Consider the following 19083-nt stretch of genomic DNA (forward strand, 5'->3'; position numbering starts at 1 on the left):
TTTTCCAAATGGAATCAACTAATAGTAAACTAAAATCTCTGATTGAAGAAATTGAAAAATTGCCTTCTATCGGACCTAAAACAGCCGAAAGAATAGCCCTTTATCTATTATCTCAAGACGAACAGGAAATAAAAAAGTTTATAGAAACCATAAACGATGCAAGAGCCAACTTGCATTTGTGTCCCATCTGTTTTAACCTTACAGACAAGGAAATTTGCGAGATATGTAGTGATGAATCGAGGGAAAAGTCTGTAATTTGCGTCGTCGAGGAAGTAAGTGATTTGCTTGCAATTGAAAAAACTGGCTCTTATAAGGGAGTTTATCATGTACTTCATGGAGATATTGATCCAATAAACCATAGAGGTCCCGAACAAATAAAGTTAAAAGAACTGCTTGATAGAATAAAAAGTACAGAAATTAAAGAAATTATTCTTGCGACAAATCCTGATTTCAGTGGTGATATGACTGCAACATATATTGCAAAACTTATCAATTCTATTAAAATGAATATTAGAATTACTCGGATTGCAGTTGGTTTACCGAAAGAAGCAGAAATAGGACTTGCAGATACTTTAACACTTTCAATGGCAATTAAAGAAAGAAAGGAATACAAATAAAGTTTAGGAGGTTCAAATGAGTGAAATTGTTTTTGTGAAAGCAAGAGAAATTTTAGACTCAAGAGGAAACCCTACAGTTGAAACTGAAATCGTGCTTGAAAGTGGCGCTGTAGGAGTTGCAGCAGTACCATCTGGAAAATCAACAGGAAAATTTGAAGCAATTGAACTAAGAGATGGTGATAAGTCAAGGTTCAACGGCAAAGGTGTTCTGAATGCAGTAAAAAATGTGAATGAAATTATAGCCGAAAACATAATTGGTATGGAAGCATCAGATCAGTATCTTATCGATAAAACCATGATCGAGTTAGATGGTACACCAAATAAAGGCAAACTTGGAGCTAATGCAATCTTAAGCGTATCTCTTGCAGTTGCAAGAGCACAGGCAAATGAACTTGGTGTATCATTGTACCAATATTTAGGTGGAATAAATGCGAATCTTCTGCCCGTCCCACAATTGAACATTTTAAACGGTGGAGCTCATGCAGATTCTGGGCTTGATATACAGGAATTTCTTATTTTACCTGCCAATTTTACTTCATTTAAAGAAGCGATAAGAGCAGGTGCAGAAGTTTATAGAAGCCTCGAAAAAATTCTTAAAGAGAAAGGCTACTCTGTTGGAATTGGAGATGAAGGTGGTTTTGCCCCTAAGGTTAAAAATACAGAGGAAGCATTGAGCTTAATAGTTGAAGCAATAACTAATGCAAACTACATAGCAGGAAAAGATATTTTTCTTGGTATTGATGCGGCTTCTTCCGAATTCTTCAAAGATGGATATTATCACTTTGAAGGTGCAAAATTAACCTCAAAAGAAATGGTAGATTTTTACGAAAGTCTTTTGAGCAAATTTCCAATAATTTCTATTGAAGATGGACTTGCCGAAGAAGACTGGGAAGGCTGGGTAGAGCTTACAAATAGGCTTGGTAAAAAGATACAGATTATAGGTGACGACTTGTATGTTACAAATATAGAAAGATTTTCCAAAGGCGTTGAAATAAGTGCTAGTAATTCTATTCTTATTAAATTAAATCAAATTGGAACCCTTTCTGAGACGTTAAAAGTTATCCAGTTTGCAAAATTCAACGGATTTAATGCAATTGTATCTCATAGGTCAGGGGAGACGTCTGATGCTTTTATCTCACATCTTGTTGTGGGTATGAATACTGGACAGATTAAAAGTGGTGCACCCGCAAGAATAGAAAGAGTAGAAAAGTATAACGAACTAATTAGAATCGAGGAAGAATTAGGTGAAGCTGCTCAATTTGCAGGATTAGGAGTTTTCAAGAAATTCCTAAAGTAATATGCCAGAAATTATAGAAGTAAATTTTTTAAAAGATGAAATTGCCTCTGCTTTTCTCGGAAAGAGAGTGGTAGAGGCAATTTTAAGAAATGAAAAGATTGCAAATATAAAGAAAAAAGAGTTTGAGAAAGAGCTAACCGGAGAATTACTTGAGGATGTAAAAAGACATGGAAAAATTTTGATTCTAAAATTTTCAAACGATAAGTATCTGCTTATTCATTTTCTTCTCACAGGCTATATGCGATTAATAGAAGAATCTGAAAAAGAGAAAACTCAGGCATATCTAAAGTTTGATGATGAAAGATCTCTCGGAATTTTCGGCATTATGTCAAATGGCTTTATTCATTTTCACAAAGGAAAGAAAATAGAGGATTTAGAAGAGTTAAAAGAACTTGGAATAGACGTACTTGATGAAAAATTTACAGTAGAAAAATTCAAAGAAATAGTGGAAGAAAATAAAAACAAAACCATAAAAGATATTCTTCTTGACCAAAGTATTATTGCAGGTCTTGGAAATGCTTACTCGGACGAAATCCTTTTTGAATCAAAAATACACCCTAAAAGAAAGGCAAAAGATTTATCCTTCGCCGAAGTAGAAATTATCTATAAAAATATTTTTAAAATTTTAGAAAAGTCAAAGAAGTTTGGTGGTGCAAGCGAATTGTCGTTCGTCCATCTTGATGGAACAAAAGGAGTTTTCCATAAACACTTTTCTGTCCACAAGAAAGAAGGAGAAAAGTGTCCAGTTTGTAGTACTCAAATAGAAACAATAAAAATTGGCGGAAGAACGTCTTACTTCTGTCCAAAATGTCAGAGGTAAATTATGGATTCAATTGACAACAAGAAATTAATTGTCATTTTAATTTTGCTCGTGTTTATTGCTCTTGGAATAGGTATGTATATAGGAAAAACATACTTGGTAAGCAATAAAGAACAAACTCAAACTTTAGATATCCAAAACACTCAAGAACTTTCTCCACAAAAGATAAAAGTTTATGTTACAGGCGAAGTTAAACATCCGGATGTATATGAACTCCAAGAAAATTCAATTATAAAAGATGCTATTACTCTTGCAGGTGGAGTAACTGAAAATGCAGACCTAATAGCTATTAATCTTGCAAAGAAACTTACAGATGGTGAAGAAGTAATAGTTCCAGCAAAAGAAAACTCAACAAGTAATTCAACTGTTTCGGCGTCAAATGCTAAAACTGGCAAAATAAATATAAATAGTGCAACAAAGGAAGAATTGATGACATTACCAGGAATTGGGGAAGTAAAAGCCAATGCCATAATAGATTACAGAACAAAGAATGGTCCATTCAAAAGCATACATGATATTGTGAACGTTTCAGGAATTGGAGAGAAGACCTTCGAGAAAATTAAAGATCTAATTACCGTATAATGCTCTCCTTTCTTGTCCTGTTAACAACTCTCTTAGGTTTAGGCATATCCATAACTTTTGAGATCAAAAATTATTTTATTGCTTTTATTCTAATTTTAAGTTTCTTTTTAGTCATAATTATTTCGAAGAAAAATTTTCGTTTAGGTCTAATTTTTATCTTTTTATTAACAATTATAAATGGTGCATTTACTTTTAAAAAAGTTTTTAACACAATAAACTACGTTCCAGTTGCAAATACAAATGTAGAAATTAGCGGATCTGTAAAAGACTTTTATGAAATTAGTGGAGAAAACTACATTTACTATTTAAATGTATCTTCTATCAATGGCCACAGGAGTGACATTGTAATTAAAGTCTACTCCAAAGAAATTCCTCCTCCGAAAAATTCGATAATACAAATTAATGGAAAAATAACTAAAAGTGATACAAAATTGATCTATTATCAAAATACGTTAACATTTTATCCCAATAGGATAAAAATATTTAGAAAATCAAAATTTTATACTTTTTTGACAAATTTGCGAACGAAAGTTATCAATAGTATTAGGACTACTCTAAAAAGCGAGCAAGGTAATTTGCTTATTTCAACGCTTGTTGGAATTAATACATTGGAGAATGAGACGAAGGAAAGTTTTGAATTAACTGGTACAGCTCATATATTTGCAATTTCAGGACTTCACATAGGGGTAATTTATTTGTTTTTCATGTCAATTTTCAAACTTCTAAATCCTTTTGCGCCAATCATTTCAATACTTTTTACTTTTTTATTTATAGTTTTCATTGGACTCAAATTTTCTGCAATAAGAGCTTTTTTAATGCTTACAATTATGGCTTTAGGAAACTATCTTGGCAGAGGAAAAAATCTTCTGAACTCACTTCTTGTAGCAATGGCATTCATCCTGGCTGTTTTTCCAGAATCAATTATATCTATAAGTTTCTATTTATCTTGCCTTGCTATACTTGGCATTATTACAGCTTTAAATTTCGATTTTAAGCAAAAAATTCTCAACTTATTAAACACTTCTTTCTTTGTAAATCTATATGAATCTCCATTAGTCTTGTTTTTCTTTAATACTATACCAATCATTTCCATTCCACTAAATCTTTTTGTAATCCCATACATAAGTTTTCTTCTTCCGATAGGTTTAATGTATACTTTAGTCTCTCTTGCCTCGCTAAAAGTAGCTTCAATTTTATCTCCATTTATTAATGCTTTGTATGGCTTTTTAATTTTTGTTGTTGATGTCACTTCTAAACTACGAGTTTCTTCAATTTTTGGAACTCTGAATTCTAAGCAATTCTTTTTTCTAGAATCGTTTATATTGTTTGCAACATTTTTCTTTTTTAGCAAAGCTCATGCTCGAAAGAAGGGATTAGTTGTATTAACCCTTTTATTTTTGTTAATTTTCTTTGTAACTCTTAATGCACATACAACTGATTTCATAATTGAAAATTTCCAAAACTCCCAATTAATTCTTTTAAAAAATCAAGGAAGAAACCTTCTAATTATTAAAAATTCAGAAACATATTCACCAAATACTCTTTATAGTTTTGTCAAAAGGAGCGGTATTAACTACATAGATGCAATTTTTCTTCTTAAAAATCCGACGATTAAAGAAGGAGCTCAAATTAACGAGCTTCAAGAAAAGAAGATCTTAATAAAAAAATTCTATGCTAACCAATCAGTAAATAAAGAGTATCTTATCCTGAACTTTCAAAATTGCGAAATACTTCCACAAGATTTCACTTTAGTAACTGGTAAAGTAAGTGTAGTGCTTAAAAATCAAGAATTAAAAATCTTTCTTGCTGGTAAGTCTATTTATCCTTAACTTTACTTAAAGCATCGTTAAAAGCATTAACAACAAGTTCTATACACTTCACTTTGTCTTCCGGAATATCAAAGAACATTAAGAAATAGTTTGTGTTAAGGCGATTAATTTCTTCAATTTTGTTTCCTTTAAAATTTTCAGACAGAATTGATGCGCTTGCTATTGCAAAAGGACAACCATCAACCTGATATTTAAAATCCTTTATTAATCCATTTTCGATAAGCAAATAAATTACAGCCTTACCGCCACCCTGAGTTTCCGAGTAACCTATCGCAGTTGCGTTTTTAATTGTGCCAACATTCCTTGGCTTCATAAAATGTTCAATTACTATTTTGGGATACAATTTTACCTCCTAAAACTAACTTATAATTTAATAATTTTATCATTTTATTTTAATATAGAAAACTTTTTAAAATCATTATTATGGAGTAAAATAGCAAAGGAAGGAGGCGAAAAATGCTTTTAATTAAAAATGCTAAAGTTTACACTGTCACACAGGGTGTTCTTGAGAACGGAAACATCCTAATTGAAGGTAATAGAATTAAAAGAGTTAGTTCTGAAAAAATTGATGTGGACGAAACAAACACAAAAGTTTTAGACGCACAAGGGAAATTGCTTTTTCCTTCGTTTATTGATGCTCACACTCACCTCGGCACATTTTCTCTTGAAGGAACAGAGATGGATGAAGATGGTAATGAAATGACTAATCCTGCAACTCCTGGACTTAGAGCTATCGATTCTATTAACCCATATGATCCTGCGTTTCAGGAGGCCTTTGAAACAGGTTTCGAAATTGTATTTACTGGAGCAGGTTCAGGAAATGTAATTGGTGGCTTGAGTGTAGTTATGAAAACCTATGGTAAGATTGTTGATGAAATGGTAATTAGAAACCCTGCTGGTCTTAAATGCGCTTTTGGCGAGAATCCAAAAAGAGTTTACTCTTCTAAAAATCAACTACCTACAACACGAATGGGAACTGCTAAAGTATTTCGAGAAACACTTTTCAAGGGCAAAAGTTATTACGAAAAGAAAAAGAGAGGTGAGAAAGTTGACTTTGATTTAAACATGGAAAGCCTTTATCTCGTCTTTGATCATCAAATACCGCTTAGAATCCACTCTCATAGAGCAAATGATATTGTTACAGCAGTAAGAATAGCAAAGCATGAATTTGGTCTTGATGTTGTAATTGAACACGGAACAGATTCTGCAAAAATTAGAGATTTCCTTGCTAAGGAAAATATCCCTGTAATCTTAGGACCTATCCTTGATGTTTCTCCGAAGGTTGAAACTAAACCAAACTCCTTTGAAAATCCTAAAAAACTGGTTGATGCAGGAGTAAAAGTCGCTCTTATGACTGATCATCCAGTTGTTTCTATTGGTTTTGCGCTAATTCAGGCAGGACTCGTTGCATACGAGGGTGGGCTAGGATTTGATGAAACGCTTCGACTTATTACAATAAATCCAGCACAAATTTTAAAGATTGATAACGATTATGGAAGCATCGAAGAAGGAAAAATCGCAAATCTTGTTATGTTTGATAAAAATCCCTTTTCAGTAACTTCTAAGGCGAATACAGTTATTTTGGAAGGAAATGTGATAATTGAAGGAGGAAAATATGTATAAACTCTATGCAAAGAAGCTTTTCACTGGTGAAGAAATTTTAGAGGATAGAGTAATTCTTTTTGACGAAAATAAAATTTATCACATTGGAGATGACATAAACGAATCTGCCAAAGAAACCTATACTGCAAATTTTGTAATGCCCCCAATTATAGACCTTGGCTCAGGAATTGGGCTAAAAGAAGAATCCCTTGGCAAAATAGAAGGCGATGATTTGGATGAGGCAACCAATCCTGTTACACCTGAATTATTAACTCTTGATGGTATAAATCCATACGATGAAGCATTTGAGAAGGCGATTAGAGGTGGAACGCTTATAAGCTTGGTACTTCCAGGAAATGCAAATCCAATAGGTGGTCGTGGAGCTCTTATTTACAACAAGGGTAAGCATGTTCTTGATATGCTAATTCAGAATCCTTTGGGAGTTAAATTTTCAATTAATTCTGAACCAAAATCTATTTACGGATCCAAAAACAAAACTCCATCAACAAGAATGGGTATTGCATATGTTATAAGAGATACACTTTATAAAGCAATTGAATACAAGAATGAACACAAAGAACTTAATCTTGCATATGAAGCTTTACAAGATTTAATTTCTCAAAATGATCTTGCAATATTCGCAAGTTTTAGAGCAGATGATATTGCGACATCCCTGAGAATTGCTAAGGAGTTTAATTTGAAATCGGCAATCCTTTATGGTATTCAATCAAATTTAGTTAAAAATTTAATTAAGGAAAATAATGTTCCTGTCATTTATGGACCGGTAATGTTCCCACGTTGGTCAATTGAACTCAAAGGACTTTCTCCAAATGTACCTATTGAACTAATCAATGAAGGCATCTTAACTGCACTTACGACGGGACATCCCATGTTCCCGAGCAAGTATCTCAGGTTAAATGCAGGGCTTCTTGTAAAAGAAGGACTTAACGAAGTCGATGCCTTAAAAACTATAACTCTTAATCCTGCAAAAATCATTGGAAAAGAAAACCTCGGGACACTTAGGGCTGAAGGAATTCCAAATATTGTTGCTTTTGATAACAGTCCATACGATACTAACGCAATAACAACTCATATTTTCTTAAAAGGCGTTAGAATAATATAAAAATCCAATTTCCATCCTAGCGGGGCTTTTAATTGCCCCGCTTTTTACATTTGAAAAATAAGTTTTATTAATTGTTAATTGAAAAAACTATACAACATTTTAGGATTAGCCTCTAATTTCTTCCAAGGTATAAAATACATTTATTTTTCAAGGAGTCCCTTATTATATATTAAGCAATAAGATACCTATTGCTTAAATGTACTCTAATAGATTGCAAAAAATTTTTAAGTTTTAAGAAAAATATCTTTTGTAAAAATCAAATAAGGATTAAAATTTATTAGGAGGCAAAAATGGAAGAGAAGGATCTTTATAATGAAGAAGAAAAAGGGACTCAGCCAAAAGTTGATTTTAAAAACATATACACAGGTAGCCAAGCACTTGAGAAGGCCCCAAAAATTTATGGAATTCAGAGTGGAATAGAAGGACTCGACGAACTTTTCTACATTGTACGAGAAGAGAAAGGTAAACTTGTAAAAAAGTCTCTTGGTGGAATCCCTGCATATTCAGTTATGAATATTACTGGTGTAAGTGATACTGGAAAATCACTTATGGTTGAGCAGTTTGCAATTGAACAGGCAAATAAAGGATCCAAGGTAGTTTTTATTACTGTGGAGTCTCCCGCAAATTTTGTTGCAGCATCACTTCAAATTAGAGCTACTGCAATGGGATATAATTTCAAGGATTTTGAAGACAATATTATCTTAATTGATGCTGCTTCTTCATACAACCTCAGAGAAAACATTCCTGATCTTTTAGCAACTCTTGCTTATGTTATTCAAAATTTTAAAGCAAGGTTCACAATAATCGATTCTGTTACAGGGCTTTTTGAAAGCAAAGAGATGTTCGCAAGGGCTATTGTAAGAAGGTTGTTCAACTTTATGAAATCTTGGTATCAAACCGCACTTTTTGTGTCGCAAAAAAGGAGCGGGCATGAAGAACTAACAGCAGAAGCGGCAGGAGGTTATGCCGTTGGCCATATAGTTGACGGAACGATTGTACTTGCAAAGGATCTTATTGATTCGCAATATAAAGCAAAAATCTACAAAAAACCTTTAGGTGATATTGTAAGACTTTTTAGGATAGATGGGTGTAGACTCTCTGGTCATGATACCAAAACACGCTTTTTAGAAATAACAGAAACAGGCCTTGTTAAAATTAAAGAACCAATTTCAGGAGGAGGTGAAGAATTATGATTATAGTGCAAGGAAAAGAAATACCTCAATCAGAATTTGAAGACCTTGTCGCTCGAGTGTTTTCAAAGGCTATTGACCTATTAGGTGGCATTGTAAAACTTGCTGAATACAGAACTTTAACTTGGCTTCCCTCTCTTGCAAGAGCAACTCTTACAGTTGTTTTGAGGGAAGAGTATTTACGTTCTGAAGAAGAGATTGCACAAAAGGTGGGAATAACAAAAAACACTGTACGAAGCATAATAAGGGCAGATCCAGGACTGGCACTTGAGAAAATTCAAAAAATTGAAGAGCTAACAAAAGAAGAAACAAAAGATCTCAAAACTCACACGGCAGGAGGAATCGCAAAGTTAGCCTATAAACTTGTAAAAGGTGGGGAGGATGCAAAAGTCATTGTTAACTTCAGTTCAATTGTACTTGAAGACATGATGAAGGCATTAGAAATTCCCTGGGCATATATGGTTTTAAAGAGAATAAAAGGGTTGAATTTCCCAATTAATACTTACGAAATATTACAGGAAAAATTGAAAGATATAACATTTAAGGAGGTAAAATTGATTGAAATATTGCCACATTTACAGTATCCTATAAACACACCGGCCCAACTGATAAAAGAGATTAAAGAACATTTGAAAATGAAAGAATAAAAATCCCTACCAAAGAAAAAACTCCACGAGTTCGTTTGCTAACAGTCCTTCTTTTTCCTGTGGCACCTTGAAATATCCGTGTGAATCACTTAGAATGAAAGTAAAAGAGGAATCAGATAGCAATGGATCTATTATATTATCACTATTTTCTATTCTTAATCTTCCCGGAACAAATTCGGTTCTTCCTTTTCTTGAACTTATTTGAGTTGAAAGCTTACCAATAACTTTCTTCAGAGGCAATCTGATACCAAGTTTTTCAAAAATCATTTTTCTTATAACAGTTGAGTATATCATAAAGGCTGCTAGAGGATTTCCAGAAAGACCAACTATCAATTTACCATTAACTACACCAAATATTGTAGGCTTTCCCGGAGATACATTTAATCCATGAACAATAACTCCTGGTTTTCCAAGCGAATTAATGGTATCAACAGTTAAGTCAAAATTACCCTTACTTGTTCCTCCTGTCATTATTACAAGATCATTTTCTTGTAATGCAATACTTAAAGCATACTTAATATTTATAGCATTATCCTTAATCACACCATAAAATGAAGGAGAAAAGCCATCTTTCAAGATTAAATATTTTAATGTTATCCCGTTATAGTCGAATATTTTTCCGAAAGGTAGTGGATATTCATCGCTTATTTCATCTCCTGTTGAAATTATGCCTATTTTTATGGGTGAAAGAACATCAACAAATCGAACACCTACAAAATTTAAAAGCCCAATAATCCTTTCATCAACTCTTTCTCCTTTTCTTAAAATGACTGAGCCTTTTTTAAGTTCGCTTCCTTCCTCAAACATATTTTGTGTTGACTGAATATCTTTAAAAATAAAAACTGTATCACCCTTAACTTCACTATCTTCAACCATTACAACTGCATCAGCTCCCTCAGGTACTACCCCTCCTGTCGGCACATAACACGTAGTTCCATTGGAAATTAATATCTCAGGTTTAGTACCAATTTTTATTTCCCCTAAATTTTTCAAAAAAACAGGGTTTTCAAAACTTGCACCCTTGACATCTTTAGAGTTTACTGCAAAACCATCAACAAGAGATTTTCTAAAAGGTGGTAAGTCAATTTGAGAATAAACATCGTTTGCAGCATAATATCCATAAGAATTCTCAACAGGAATAGAAAGATTTTTCTTATTAATAATAAAAAGATTCAAAATTTTTTCAATTACTTCATCGGGAGAATAAACAGTTAGAAACTTTTCGCCCATTGGAATAATCCCTCAATAACTCTTTCTACGCTATCATTTATTTTAATTTGTGCCTTTGCAAATATAGGAGCATTTGGATCTGAATTCACAGCAATGATCGTTTTTGCTTGGACTCCGCTTAAATGTTGAATCGATCCTGAAATACCTAAAGCAATATAAAAATCAGTTTCGATCTCCTTTCCTGTATCTCCAATAACTTTTTCATAAGGAAGATAGCCCATGTCTGAAACAGGACGAGTGCAAACTATTTCAGCACCAAGTTTTTCCGCGATGAAGAATATTTTTTCAAATAAGTCTTTTGATACCCCAAGACCAATACCAATAGCAATTTTAGTTTTTATTTTGTCATCAATGTTTTGATAACGTGTTTCAATTAAATTCAACGACTCATCATTTGAAACCTCAATTAAATCTATTGTTAAAGGATTATATTTGTCTTTAGAAGTACTGCTATGTAAGATACAAACTGTTGGTTTTGTTTTAGACATTATTTCAACTGCAAGATTTCCCCATCCATAAACTATAAAAGATAGGGAATTGTCTTTGTGAACCTTGATTTCACTTACATGTGATATAACACCAAGCGCATTTTTTCCTGCATACAGCGATGCAACTTCTTTGGACAAAACTTCGTTAGAAAAAAAGATTACATCGTAATCTTTTATATCTTTGATCTTAGAAATAAAATCAAAACCTTCATGGCTAAACTTAATGGGATTAGAAGGTAGATAATCTGCGGCGTTATCTTTTTTAAAGCTCGCAACTTTTATACTATCAAAGTTACAAGCTAACAATTTTATATTAGGTAAATTGTTTTCATAAATCACCAATGCTTTCATTTAACACCTCTTTCAAAAGGATCTCAGTAATAACCATACTGCCGTTCTCTTTTATCAGATCATTTTGAATATCTAATTTTATTTCAAATATATCTTTTATGCTTGTTTTTGATCCTTCAGTACCCACATCGAGCGTAGAAAGTTTTAAAGTATCGTTTGATAATATTTCAATTGTTTTTTCTTTTGACTCAAATGCATAATACAAGTTTGGTAGTGCTTTAAACATACCCTTATCAGAGAAACTCAACAAAGCCTTTTTTTCAATCCTAAATCGAATTATTTGATTAATGTTTGCTTTTTCAATTATTAGATGATTTTCTTGGTAATCTACTGCTACTACATTTGAAAAATAGAAAATTGAAAGCTTAGAAGCAATTTCTCCAGGAAGAACTCCTGTGAGACCATCGGAAGAAAAATTTCCAGCAAATATGTAGTCATAATTACTATCAAATTTATTAATAAAATTTGTTAATACGTTTGAAGTTGCAAATACATCAGAATTTGCAAACAAACTATCAGATAGTAAAAATATTTGGTCTACTCCGTAATCGTAGAGTTTAACCAATAAATCTTTTGAGTTTGGTGGAGCCATACTAACCGCGTGAACGTTAAACCCAAACTTATTTTTTAGCTCTATTGCAGCTCCTAAAGCAAAATAATCACTCGGATTTATCATACTTTCTTGAGATCTTTTCAATCTCTTTTTATCCTTATCAAATTCTACCTTTTTCGGAACAACTTTTACGAGAACAATGATTTTCATAATAGCACCTCTGAAACTTTTGGTTTGTATCCATTTATAAAATCTTTTGAATCCATTATTTTTTTTCCTTCTGGCTGAACTGAGATAATCTTAAGACAACCCTTTCCACTTGAAACAAGAAAGTAGTCATTTTTAACGTCAACTATTGTACCAGGTAAGAAGCTAGTATAAAAATCAATTATAAAGTCTGTTTTGAAAATTTTCAATTTTTTCCCTCTAAAAATTGTATAAGCACCAATCCTTGTGAGTGCCCTAACTTTATTGTGTATACTGAATGCATCATTACTCCAATCTATTTTTTCTTCTTCTTTGCGTATCTTTTTTGCATAACTCCCTTCTCCTTCCTGAGGAATTTTGACACACGTTGAACTAAGACAACACACAAGAGCTTCTTTCACAAGAGGGATGCCAATATCATAAACTTTTTTTAGAAAAGAATAATAATCATCATATACTGAAACATCAAAGTGTTTCTTGAGAATTATTTCTCCTTTATCGATCTCCTCATTCATTCTTATTATAGTAACTGCAGATCGACTAACTCCATCCATAAGTTGTCTTTCGATAGGACTTGCACCTCTATATTGTGGAAGATCCGAAGGATGAATATTTAGGGGACATTTTGTCAAATCGAGGATCGACTTTGGTAAAATTTTTCCGAAAGAAAAAACTAAAAGTGCATCAGGATTATAAGATGCTATTTTATTTACAGCTCCATCTGAAAAATTATCTAATTCTACTGTAGCCTTCCCATGCTCTTCTGCAAATACTTTTATAGGATTCGGAGATATTTTATTTCCTCTTCCTCTTATTTTTGGTGGAAGCGTAACAAATAAAATAATGTCCTCAATTAAAGCTCTAGCAAAAGGAATAGAAATCTCAGATCCACTAAAAAAAACAATTCTCATTTCTCCATGTATCTTTTGATAAGTTCTTTTGGTATTTCGTACCCTTCATCAACTTCCAACTTATCAATACTATCGATATAATCTGTAAAAATTATTCCATTGAGATGATCTATCTCGTGCTGAAAAACTCTTCCCTTTAAGCCACTTAATATCTCTTCATGGACTTTCCCGTCAAGATCTAAATACCTAACAACGATTTCCTTGGGTCGCTCCACAATTCCATATATACCTGGAACTGAGAGACAACCTTCTTCTTCATTTTCTGTTTCTTTCCTTTTTTCTAGAATTTCTGGGTTTATAACAACCCCTCTGTCGTCTTCTAATTCATATACAAAAAAGGAGTAAGTAACCCCAACTTGAGTTGCTGCAAGTCCAATACCTTTGGGTGTATTAAGTTGCATAGTCTTAAACATATCATTAATAATCTTCTCAATTTCTCTATCTACTTTTGTTAATTTTTTTGCCTTCTTTCTTAAAATCGGGTGTCCATATGTATATATCCTCATATTTCAACTGCCCCTTTTCTTATTATAGTAGGTTTTCCAGAAGTTAGGTCAACAACGGTAGAAGGCAATTCGAGCATCTCTATATCATGTTCAAATTCAATATACAGTACTTTGTCATCAAACGTTTGAATAACACTCTCTTTCGTAAGTAAAGGTGGCGAATTTGAAATGTTAGCGCTAGTATTCAAAATTGGAAGTTTAATAAATGCTAAAAAATCCAATAAGTCAGGATAATTAGGGATTCTTACACCCAAAGTTTCCCCCTTTTCATTGGGCTTTGTGTAGAGTTTCTTTTGGGATCTCAGAATAATTGCAAGCGCCCCAGGAAAATGTTTTTCCATTAAGCTGAGTGCTTCTTCAGTCACACCATATACATAATCATATATTTGCTCAATGGAATAAGCAAGAAGATATAAGGGCTTATCATAAGATCTACCTTTAATATCAAACAAATTCTTCACTGCAATATTATCGAGTCCATTAACACCAAGCCCCATAACTGTGTCAGTTTTAAATGCTATAACTCCATGATTATTGAGATGTTTGAGAGCTTCTTCATATTGTCTTTTCATTGTCAAAACCTCCCGATAACAAATCTATCGAACTGTGCCAAATCTTTGATTATGGTAACTTTTTTGAAGTATTTTCTCATTTCAATTAGAACCTTATCCCTTATAGATGGATCAATCTCAAAGATTACAAAACCATCATTCTTAAGTAAACGTACTGATTTTTTAATCAAATCAGGGTAAATCTCAAAACCATCATCGCCACCGTCAAGGGCAATCAACGGCTCATAGAAAAGATTTTTTAGATTGCTTTTTCTGACGTAAGGAGGATTGGATACTATAAAGTCAAATTTAATATCTAAATTAAAATCTCTAAAATCACCCAAGGTTAATTCAAGTCTGTCAGATACCTTTAGACGTCCGGCATTTAATTTTGTTATCTTTATCGCATCACTTGAGATATCAATCGCATGTCCCTTAAGACTCTTACAGTAGTACAAAATAGAAAGAACAATTACGCCAGAACCACAACCAATGTCTAAAAAATTTTCCATTTTACATCCATACTCGATTGCAAGTTCTACAAGAGTTTCTGTTTCAGGTCGAGGAATTAATACGCCTTCATCAACATAGAAATCAAGACCCATAAACTCCTTACGTTTTATTAGATATGGCAGAGGGTATTTATTCTTTAATTTTTCAAGGGAAGTTTTAAACAGCTCAATCTGACTTTCATTTAAACTTTCGCTTTCTTTAAGATAAACCTTTTCTTTACTTGTATTCAATATATAAGATAACAAAATTAAGCTCTCAAGGTAATATTCATCACTTATACCTTTTAGAGCCCGTATTGACTCCAAAAAAGCCTCTTTTACTGTCATGACTTTCCAAAGTATTCTTCAAGAAGTTGTGCTCTTTCATTCTCCATAAGAGCGTTAATAAGTTCGTCTAAATTTCCTTCCATAATCTCGGGAAGATTATAAAGAGAAAGATTTATTCTATGATCAGTTACTCTCCCCTGGGGAAAATTATATGTTCTAATTCTTTCGTTTCTATTGCCCCTACCTATCTGAGCACGTCTTGCACTTATTATTTCTTGTTCCTTTTGCTGTTCATAAAGATCAAGGAGTCTTGCCCTTAAAATTCTCATTGCCTTGATTTTATTTTGAAGTTGAGAGCGTTCATCTTGGCATGTAACCATTATACCAGTAGGTTTATGAATGATTCTAATAGCTGTTGCAACTTTTTGAACATTCTGTCCACCATGTCCACTCGCGTGGAATACATCAATTCTCAAATCATCAGGGTTGATTTGAACATCAACTTCCTCTGCTTCAGGTAAAACCGCAACTGTTGCAGTAGAAGTATGAATTCTTCCTGAAGCTTCTGTTTCTGGCACACGCTGTACCCTATGTACTCCGCTTTCATACTTTAGATGTTTATACACATCTTTTCCCGAAATAGAAAAAATAATTTCCTTAAATCCTCCAAGGTCAGTTTCATGGGAGTCCAGAACTTCGACTTTAAAACCCATTTTATCCGCATATCCAAGATACATTTTATAAAGATCTTTTGCAAAGAGTGCTGCTTCTTCTCCGCCAACTCCAGCACGTATTTCCATAATTATATTTTTACCCTCGTATGGATCCTTTGGAATCAAAAGAATTTTAAGTTCTTTTAAAATTCTCTCTTTTTCCTGTTCCAAATGTTCCAGTTCGGCTTTTGACAATTCTTGAAGTTCAGGATCCCCAGTACTAAGAAGATCCAAAACATCTTTTATTTCAGACTCAACTCTTTTATAATTCAAATATAGATTTACTATTGGCTCGAGTTCCTTGTATTCTATTGAATATCTTTTAAATAAATCAGGATTTGAAATTACAGATGAATCGGAGAGCAATCTTGAAAGTTCATTATATCTTTCGACAGTTTTTTCAAGTCGATCAATCATTCTTACCACCCTTTACATAATGATGCAATTTACACCGTGCTTCATATGATTCACTTGCTCCAATCATTATTACTGGATCATTATAGTTTGCAGGCTCTCCATTTATAAGTCTTTGAGTCATAGTTGCATCCTCGCCACATACGGTACAAATTGCATGAAGCTTCAACACTTCATCTGCAATTGCCATTATAAAAGGCATTGGTCCAAAAGGTTCTCCCCTAAAATCCATATCAAGACCTGCAACAATTATTCTTTTGCCAAGCCTTGAAAGCTTTCTTAAGGCATCTACAATTTCGTTATCAAAAAATTGAGCTTCGTCTATTCCGATAACCGCTGTATCTTCATCGACTTTTTCTAAAAGTTCTTTTGTTGATGAAACTGGGATTGCTTCAACTTTCTCGCCTGCATGAGAAACGACTTCAACAACCGAATATCTTGTATCTATGGCTGGCTTAAAAACCTGAACTTTCTGTTTTGCAATCTTTGCTCTTTTTACTCTTCTTATCAATTCTTCACTTTTTCCAGAAAACATACAACCAGTTACTACTTCAATTTTTCCAATTTTACCTTTCATCTGGCACTATACTCCTTAAAAGTTCTTCGTTTGTTCTTGTCTGCTTTAACATTTCTATAAGTCTTTCAAGAGCTTCTCCAGGCTCAAGGGAACTTATAAACTTTCTTAAAGTCAAAATTCTTTTGTATTCATCCTCGCTATACAAAAGTTCTTCTCTTCTTGTGCCAGACTTCTTAATATCAATCGCCGGAAATATTCTTTCTTCTGCAAGCTCTCTATCAAGGACAATTTCCATATTTCCAGTCCCTTTGAATTCCTCATAAATAACTTGGTCTAATTTTGAGCCTGTATCAATTAATGCAGTTGCAAGTATTGTAAGACTACCACCGTTTAAAATACTTCTTGCTGCACCTAAGAACTTTTTAGGTCCTCTAATTGCAGCAGGATCAAGACCACCAGAAAGGGTTTTTCCACTTGTTGAACTGAGAAGGTTATAAGCGCGTGTAAGTCTTGTAATACCATCAAGTAGAATCATTACATCTTTTCCAATTTCAACAAGTCGTTTTGCCTTTTCGAGTGCTAACTCAACAACTCTAATATGATTTTCGGGTGGCTGATCAAACGTAGAACTAACAACTTCTGCTGCAACAGAATTCTTCATATCGGTAACCTCTTCAGGACGTTCATCGATGAGAAGAATCATAAGATAAATTTCTGGATGATTTTTCACAACACTTTTAGCTATTTCTTTCATAAGAGTTGTTTTACCAGCTTTTGGAGCAGAAACAATCAATCCTCTTTGTCCCTTTCCAAGAGGTGCGATAAGATCAATAACTCTTAATGCAATATTACAACCAGGAGTTTCAAGAACAACCCTCTCTGTAGGATAATACGGGGTTAAGTTCTCAAATATAGGGCGTTTTAAATATCCTGAAACTTTAATTCCATTTATAGTATCAACATTAACAAGAGCAGGATATCTTTCACCTTCTTTTTGTGGTCTTTGGACAGGACCAGATACAACATCACCCGTTCTTAATCCAAACTTACGGATCAATGGAGGAGAAACATAAATGTCAGTGAATGATGGAAAATAATTTGCTCTTAAGAATCCATATCCGTCGGGGTGTGCCTCAAAAAGTCCTTTAAAATAAAGTTGAGGTTCATTTTCAACCTTTACATAAGCCGTCTCAGCTGTCCCTTTGGAGGTATCAAGTAAATCTTGAAGACTTTCTTTTTGTTCGACTTTTTCTTCTTTTGTTCTTTGCTCGTGAGACTCATTTGGTGTATTTTTAGTTTTCACAGAAGATTCTTTTGCTGGTTCTCTTAAAGTTTCTTTTTTGTTATTAGAAGACTGCTTTAAAGACTGAATTAGCCTATACAATTCTTTAACAAGTTCATCTTTTCTATAATGAGAATAATTCTTTAATTTTACAATTTGAGAAATTTTGTAAAGCTCCCTTGCAGTCATTGCATTTAAATCGCTTTCAGATAAATTTAATATTTCATCCATTTAGATTATGCCTCCTTAAGCTTTAAAGTGCTATAAATTTCATCCTTCAATGTATAGAAACGACTTTTAAGCTCACTCTCTATAACCGAAAGTTTAGAATTAATATCTAAGACAAATTTCTCATCCTTTACAGATTGTAAATTTATTAATACATTCGATTTTGCACCTTCAAATGAAGCCTCAAAAAAACCTATTGCTGTATATAAGTCAGAAATCGCAGATTTTGGACATAATTCCTTTACTTTATTTAACATTTTACTTCCTTCATATAGGACATTGATAACTTCAAACGGCACAATTGTTGACTCTTTAAGTGCTTCCTGGATTTTCCTTTTTCTTATTTCCTTTTGTTCCTCTGATTCTTTTGGAAGTTCCAAAGCTTCCATAAAATGATCAAAAGCGTTTGCATCTTTTGAAGAAAGCTCAATAAGAAGATTTAATTTTTCTTTTGCATCTTTAATGAGTAATTCTGTTTCAGCATCTGGATTTTTCTTTTGTCGAATTGATAATACCATACTTACAAGTGCAAATCCAAACGCTCCTACAATAGCAGATGCAGCCCCACCACCAGGAGTAGGGTTAGAAGATGATAACTCTTCAATAAATTCTTTTAAGGGTAAATCAGAAAACATAAACCACCTCG

Annotated in this window: 21 protein-coding genes; 9 read left to right on the top strand and 12 right to left on the bottom strand. The window is 33.1% G+C overall.

Going from position 1 to position 19083, the window contains the following annotated elements:
- The first annotated feature begins 8 nt into the window (after positions 1–8).
- From recR to ACMV0E_RS01625, 5 genes are read left to right on the top strand one after another with little or no spacing between them, the layout of a single operon-like run.
- Positions 9–617: a recombination mediator RecR gene (recR, locus tag ACMV0E_RS01605; protein WP_416084623.1), complete on the top strand. Its 609-nt coding sequence runs from the start codon at positions 9–11 to the stop codon at positions 615–617.
- A 16-nt stretch (positions 618–633) separates the two neighbouring features.
- The gene (gene eno, locus ACMV0E_RS01610; protein ID WP_416084624.1) at positions 634–1914 is read left to right on the top strand and encodes a phosphopyruvate hydratase; all 1281 of its coding nucleotides are present in this window, start codon (positions 634–636) and stop codon (positions 1912–1914) included.
- Between the two features lies 1 nt (position 1915).
- Positions 1916–2734: a bifunctional DNA-formamidopyrimidine glycosylase/DNA-(apurinic or apyrimidinic site) lyase gene (gene mutM, locus ACMV0E_RS01615; protein WP_416084625.1), complete on the top strand. Its 819-nt coding sequence runs from the start codon at positions 1916–1918 to the stop codon at positions 2732–2734.
- A gap of 3 nt (positions 2735–2737) precedes the next feature.
- Positions 2738–3316 (top strand): helix-hairpin-helix domain-containing protein, encoded by a 579-nt coding sequence (locus ACMV0E_RS01620; RefSeq protein ID WP_416084626.1) that lies wholly within the window; start codon positions 2738–2740, stop codon positions 3314–3316.
- Positions 3316–5145: a ComEC/Rec2 family competence protein gene (locus ACMV0E_RS01625; RefSeq protein WP_416084627.1), complete on the top strand. Its 1830-nt coding sequence runs from the start codon at positions 3316–3318 to the stop codon at positions 5143–5145. Before ACMV0E_RS01620 ends, ACMV0E_RS01625 begins: the two co-directional genes overlap by 1 nt.
- On the opposite strand, the gene ACMV0E_RS01630 is transcribed toward ACMV0E_RS01625, so the two are convergent.
- Entirely contained in the window at positions 5132–5488 is a 357-nt protein-coding gene (locus tag ACMV0E_RS01630; RefSeq protein ID WP_416084628.1) for an iron-sulfur cluster assembly scaffold protein, read from the bottom strand. The genes ACMV0E_RS01625 and ACMV0E_RS01630 overlap by 14 nt on opposite strands.
- A 113-nt stretch (positions 5489–5601) precedes the next feature.
- Here ACMV0E_RS01630 and ACMV0E_RS01635 point away from each other — a divergent pair, with 113 nt between their 5' ends.
- The 4 genes from ACMV0E_RS01635 (at position 5602) to ACMV0E_RS01650 (ending at position 9707) form a co-directional block, all read left to right on the top strand.
- Positions 5602–6768 (top strand): amidohydrolase family protein, encoded by a 1167-nt coding sequence (locus ACMV0E_RS01635; protein ID WP_416084629.1) that lies wholly within the window; start codon positions 5602–5604, stop codon positions 6766–6768.
- On the top strand, positions 6761–7870 hold the full coding sequence (locus ACMV0E_RS01640; protein ID WP_416084630.1) for an amidohydrolase family protein: 1110 nt from the start codon (positions 6761–6763) through the stop codon (positions 7868–7870). Before ACMV0E_RS01635 ends, ACMV0E_RS01640 begins: the two co-directional genes overlap by 8 nt.
- 290 nt (positions 7871–8160) lie before the next feature.
- The gene (locus ACMV0E_RS01645) at positions 8161–9063 is read left to right on the top strand and encodes a KaiC domain-containing protein (RefSeq protein ID WP_416084631.1); all 903 of its coding nucleotides are present in this window, start codon (positions 8161–8163) and stop codon (positions 9061–9063) included.
- The gene (locus ACMV0E_RS01650; RefSeq protein WP_416084632.1) at positions 9060–9707 is read left to right on the top strand and encodes a bacterio-opsin activator; all 648 of its coding nucleotides are present in this window, start codon (positions 9060–9062) and stop codon (positions 9705–9707) included. Before ACMV0E_RS01645 ends, ACMV0E_RS01650 begins: the two co-directional genes overlap by 4 nt.
- A gap of 6 nt (positions 9708–9713) precedes the next feature.
- On the opposite strand, the gene ACMV0E_RS01655 is transcribed toward ACMV0E_RS01650, so the two are convergent.
- Genes ACMV0E_RS01655 through ACMV0E_RS01705 form a run of 11 tightly spaced genes read right to left on the bottom strand, consistent with a single transcriptional unit; the run spans position 9714 to position 19072 of the window.
- Positions 9714–10937: a molybdopterin molybdotransferase MoeA gene (locus tag ACMV0E_RS01655; protein WP_416084633.1), complete on the bottom strand. Its 1224-nt coding sequence runs from the start codon at positions 10935–10937 to the stop codon at positions 9714–9716.
- Positions 10919–11776, bottom strand: a complete 858-nt coding sequence (locus ACMV0E_RS01660) for an electron transfer flavoprotein subunit alpha/FixB family protein (RefSeq protein ID WP_416084634.1) — start codon at positions 11774–11776, stop codon at positions 10919–10921. The genes ACMV0E_RS01655 and ACMV0E_RS01660 overlap by 19 nt, the downstream gene beginning before the upstream one ends.
- Complete coding sequence (locus ACMV0E_RS01665; RefSeq protein ID WP_416084635.1) at positions 11754–12539, bottom strand: electron transfer flavoprotein subunit beta/FixA family protein; 786 nt, start codon at positions 12537–12539, stop codon at positions 11754–11756. Before ACMV0E_RS01665 ends, ACMV0E_RS01660 begins: the two co-directional genes overlap by 23 nt.
- Entirely contained in the window at positions 12536–13447 is a 912-nt protein-coding gene (gene fmt, locus ACMV0E_RS01670) for a methionyl-tRNA formyltransferase (RefSeq protein WP_416084636.1), read from the bottom strand. The genes ACMV0E_RS01665 and fmt overlap by 4 nt, the downstream gene beginning before the upstream one ends.
- The gene (gene def / locus ACMV0E_RS01675; RefSeq protein ID WP_416084637.1) at positions 13444–13953 is read right to left on the bottom strand and encodes a peptide deformylase; all 510 of its coding nucleotides are present in this window, start codon (positions 13951–13953) and stop codon (positions 13444–13446) included. The genes fmt and def overlap by 4 nt, the downstream gene beginning before the upstream one ends.
- On the bottom strand, positions 13950–14525 hold the full coding sequence (locus ACMV0E_RS01680; RefSeq protein WP_416084638.1) for an L-threonylcarbamoyladenylate synthase: 576 nt from the start codon (positions 14523–14525) through the stop codon (positions 13950–13952). Before ACMV0E_RS01680 ends, def begins: the two co-directional genes overlap by 4 nt.
- Positions 14526–14527: 2 nt before the next feature.
- Complete coding sequence (gene prmC / locus ACMV0E_RS01685) at positions 14528–15322, bottom strand: peptide chain release factor N(5)-glutamine methyltransferase (protein WP_416084639.1); 795 nt, start codon at positions 15320–15322, stop codon at positions 14528–14530.
- 17 nt (positions 15323–15339) lie between these two features.
- Complete coding sequence (gene prfA / locus ACMV0E_RS01690; protein ID WP_416084640.1) at positions 15340–16413, bottom strand: peptide chain release factor 1; 1074 nt, start codon at positions 16411–16413, stop codon at positions 15340–15342.
- Positions 16406–16987, bottom strand: a complete 582-nt coding sequence (locus ACMV0E_RS01695; protein WP_416084641.1) for a thymidine kinase — start codon at positions 16985–16987, stop codon at positions 16406–16408. Before ACMV0E_RS01695 ends, prfA begins: the two co-directional genes overlap by 8 nt.
- On the bottom strand, positions 16977–18440 hold the full coding sequence (gene rho, locus ACMV0E_RS01700) for a transcription termination factor Rho (RefSeq protein WP_416084642.1): 1464 nt from the start codon (positions 18438–18440) through the stop codon (positions 16977–16979). Before rho ends, ACMV0E_RS01695 begins: the two co-directional genes overlap by 11 nt.
- Positions 18441–18445: 5 nt before the next feature.
- Complete coding sequence (locus tag ACMV0E_RS01705; protein WP_416084643.1) at positions 18446–19072, bottom strand: cyclodeaminase/cyclohydrolase family protein; 627 nt, start codon at positions 19070–19072, stop codon at positions 18446–18448.
- Positions 19073–19083: the final 11 nt, after the last annotated feature.

This window comes from Caldisericum insulae, from assembly GCF_047785965.1.
In the GTDB taxonomy this organism is placed as follows: domain Bacteria; phylum Caldisericota; class Caldisericia; order Caldisericales; family Caldisericaceae; genus Caldisericum; species Caldisericum exile_A.

What these genes read in the sequence shown, in the direction of transcription:
- recR (WP_416084623.1), top strand. Translation starts at nt 9, where the DNA reads ATGGAATCAACTAATAGTAAACTAAAATCTCTGATTGAAGAAATTGAA.
- eno (WP_416084624.1), top strand. Translation starts at nt 634, where the DNA reads ATGAGTGAAATTGTTTTTGTGAAAGCAAGAGAAATTTTAGACTCAAGA.
- mutM (WP_416084625.1), top strand. Translation starts at nt 1,916, where the DNA reads ATGCCAGAAATTATAGAAGTAAATTTTTTAAAAGATGAAATTGCCTCT.
- ACMV0E_RS01620 (WP_416084626.1), top strand. Translation starts at nt 2,738, where the DNA reads ATGGATTCAATTGACAACAAGAAATTAATTGTCATTTTAATTTTGCTC.
- ACMV0E_RS01625 (WP_416084627.1), top strand. Translation starts at nt 3,316, where the DNA reads ATGCTCTCCTTTCTTGTCCTGTTAACAACTCTCTTAGGTTTAGGCATA.
- ACMV0E_RS01635 (WP_416084629.1), top strand. Translation starts at nt 5,602, where the DNA reads ATGCTTTTAATTAAAAATGCTAAAGTTTACACTGTCACACAGGGTGTT.
- ACMV0E_RS01640 (WP_416084630.1), top strand. Translation starts at nt 6,761, where the DNA reads ATGTATAAACTCTATGCAAAGAAGCTTTTCACTGGTGAAGAAATTTTA.
- ACMV0E_RS01645 (WP_416084631.1), top strand. Translation starts at nt 8,161, where the DNA reads ATGGAAGAGAAGGATCTTTATAATGAAGAAGAAAAAGGGACTCAGCCA.
- ACMV0E_RS01650 (WP_416084632.1), top strand. Translation starts at nt 9,060, where the DNA reads ATGATTATAGTGCAAGGAAAAGAAATACCTCAATCAGAATTTGAAGAC.
- ACMV0E_RS01655 (WP_416084633.1), bottom strand. Translation starts at nt 10,937, where the DNA reads ATGGGCGAAAAGTTTCTAACTGTTTATTCTCCCGATGAAGTAATTGAA.
- ACMV0E_RS01660 (WP_416084634.1), bottom strand. Translation starts at nt 11,776, where the DNA reads ATGAAAGCATTGGTGATTTATGAAAACAATTTACCTAATATAAAATTG.
- ACMV0E_RS01665 (WP_416084635.1), bottom strand. Translation starts at nt 12,539, where the DNA reads ATGAAAATCATTGTTCTCGTAAAAGTTGTTCCGAAAAAGGTAGAATTT.
- fmt (WP_416084636.1), bottom strand. Translation starts at nt 13,447, where the DNA reads ATGAGAATTGTTTTTTTTAGTGGATCTGAGATTTCTATTCCTTTTGCT.
- def (WP_416084637.1), bottom strand. Translation starts at nt 13,953, where the DNA reads ATGAGGATATATACATATGGACACCCGATTTTAAGAAAGAAGGCAAAA.
- ACMV0E_RS01680 (WP_416084638.1), bottom strand. Translation starts at nt 14,525, where the DNA reads ATGAAAAGACAATATGAAGAAGCTCTCAAACATCTCAATAATCATGGA.
- prfA (WP_416084640.1), bottom strand. Translation starts at nt 16,413, where the DNA reads ATGATTGATCGACTTGAAAAAACTGTCGAAAGATATAATGAACTTTCA.
- ACMV0E_RS01695 (WP_416084641.1), bottom strand. Translation starts at nt 16,987, where the DNA reads ATGAAAGGTAAAATTGGAAAAATTGAAGTAGTAACTGGTTGTATGTTT.
- rho (WP_416084642.1), bottom strand. Translation starts at nt 18,440, where the DNA reads ATGGATGAAATATTAAATTTATCTGAAAGCGATTTAAATGCAATGACT.
- ACMV0E_RS01705 (WP_416084643.1), bottom strand. Translation starts at nt 19,072, where the DNA reads ATGTTTTCTGATTTACCCTTAAAAGAATTTATTGAAGAGTTATCATCT.